General features: G+C 58.5%; 2 protein-coding genes. Both read left to right on the top strand.

Annotated features, from left to right (window positions below; all coding sequences use genetic code 11):
- The first annotated feature begins 190 nt into the window (after positions 1–190).
- Positions 191–394: a type II toxin-antitoxin system HicA family toxin gene (locus QZY44_RS33465; protein WP_295458016.1), complete on the top strand. Its 204-nt coding sequence runs from the start codon at positions 191–193 to the stop codon at positions 392–394.
- Between the two features lie 431 nt (positions 395–825).
- Entirely contained in the window at positions 826–1,005 is a 180-nt protein-coding gene (locus QZY44_RS33460; protein WP_295458013.1) for a type II toxin-antitoxin system Phd/YefM family antitoxin, read from the top strand.
- Positions 1,006–1,638: the final 633 nt, after the last annotated feature.

The following is a 1,638-nucleotide window of genomic DNA, read 5'->3' as shown; positions in this document are numbered from 1 at the left end:
TGTTCGGTGGCGTTCAAGGCGGTACTCTCCTCGGCGAAAATCGCAACCGCCACAACGGCGTGGCGGCGAGGAAAGTATGTGGCGGGCGGTCATCTGCCGCGGTAGCGGCTCCGTCCAACAAGCGGTCCCAAAAGCGAGCGGAGTTCCGGGGACAGTTTACTTAACTCTCCCCGCATGACAGGCGGCCGCAATGTCAAAGAAAATTAGACAGCTAAGAGCCCTCTTGCTAAAGGCCGGATGTAGGTCTGAAAAGGCAAAAGGGAGTCATACAAAATGGACGCATCCTAAGCTTCATGACGCGTTGATCTTGTCTGGAGCGGACAGAGATGACGCAAAACCATATCAGGAAGCTGCTGTTCTCAGATTCGTTCAAGACATTCCGGAGGAAAAATGAACGCCCACTATAGCATCTTAATTCAATGGTCCGAAGAAGATCAGGCTTAAATCGCTTCGCTCCCGGAGTTCGGGCCTTATGCGCTGACGCACGGCGCTACCTACGAAGAGGCGCTTAAGAATGGTCAGGAAGCGCTGGACCTTCTGATGGAAGAAACCCTGCCATTACCTCACCCTCAAACTTTCGACGTCACTCACAGGAGCGTTGCCTAACGCCTTAAGAGCGAGCGTGCGCCACAGGCGACTTCACGCCGCCGTCGCGCTTGGTTCGCGCGGTAGCGTTTAGGCAGTCGGGATACCTCATGGACAGACCACCGTTTCTTGTGTTGCCGCGAGAAAAACAGGAAACTGCGGTCTGGCGAAGGTATTCCCCGACCAGGGCGCGACCGCAGGCCTTGGTATTCGAGTCTTGGCTTGATCGGAAGAAATTCTATGCAGACGATAACCGCAAAAGAGGCGAAATCGAACTTTAGCGAATTACTCGATCATGCCCGGCGAGAGCCGGTTCGCGTCACTCGCCGCGGGCATGTCGTGGGCGTCATGGTCTCTCCGGAAGACTATGAGGCGATGCGCGTCTTCTATGCCGAGCGGCTGCTCAGCACCATGAGCTAAATGGGCAAGACGGCTGAGCAGCACGGGCTCACCGAGGAGGAATTGACCCGGTTGCTGGCCGATGACAGTTAGACGCGCAGTCATCGACACCAATGTCTTGATCAGCGCTGCATTAAGCCCGGGCGGCACCGCGGCGGGCGTTACGCGCTGGTTCATCAGGCATGGTCGCTTGATCTTCTCTTCCGAAACCTTCGCCGGGAGTTATTAGGGACAGACCACGGTTTTTCGCCTTTTCATCCGTTAGCGGGGAAAACCGTGGTCGGTCCCTTATGCCCCACTTATTGCCCCCCAGGGCAGGGCCACGGGTGGAGCGGCGCAGCGCGGTGAGCGGGCGGGGCAGGTCGTCAACGGGCCAGGGGTATCGAGTCAGCCCGCTGTGTCACCCACTCGGCGGATCGGGCGTCGCGCCCTACCCCGGCACGCGGCGGCTTGATGGTCGTGCGGGAATCCCGTATCTTATGACCCATGCATACGGTCATCGAAACGCCAACGTTTGCCAAGCAGGCCGATCAGATATGGAGCGAAGCCGAGCGGCTGGACTTCATCACCTGGATTGCTTGTCACCCGTTGGCTGGCGATGTGATCCCCGGGGCGGACGGCGCGCGCAAGGTGCGCTGGTCACTGTCGGGCATG

Source organism: uncultured Thiodictyon sp. (assembly GCA_903837595.1).
Lineage (GTDB): Bacteria > Pseudomonadota > Gammaproteobacteria > Chromatiales > Chromatiaceae > Thiodictyon.
Note: the sequence above shows the minus strand (reverse complement) of the source record. Positions and strands in the feature narration are given on the sequence as shown.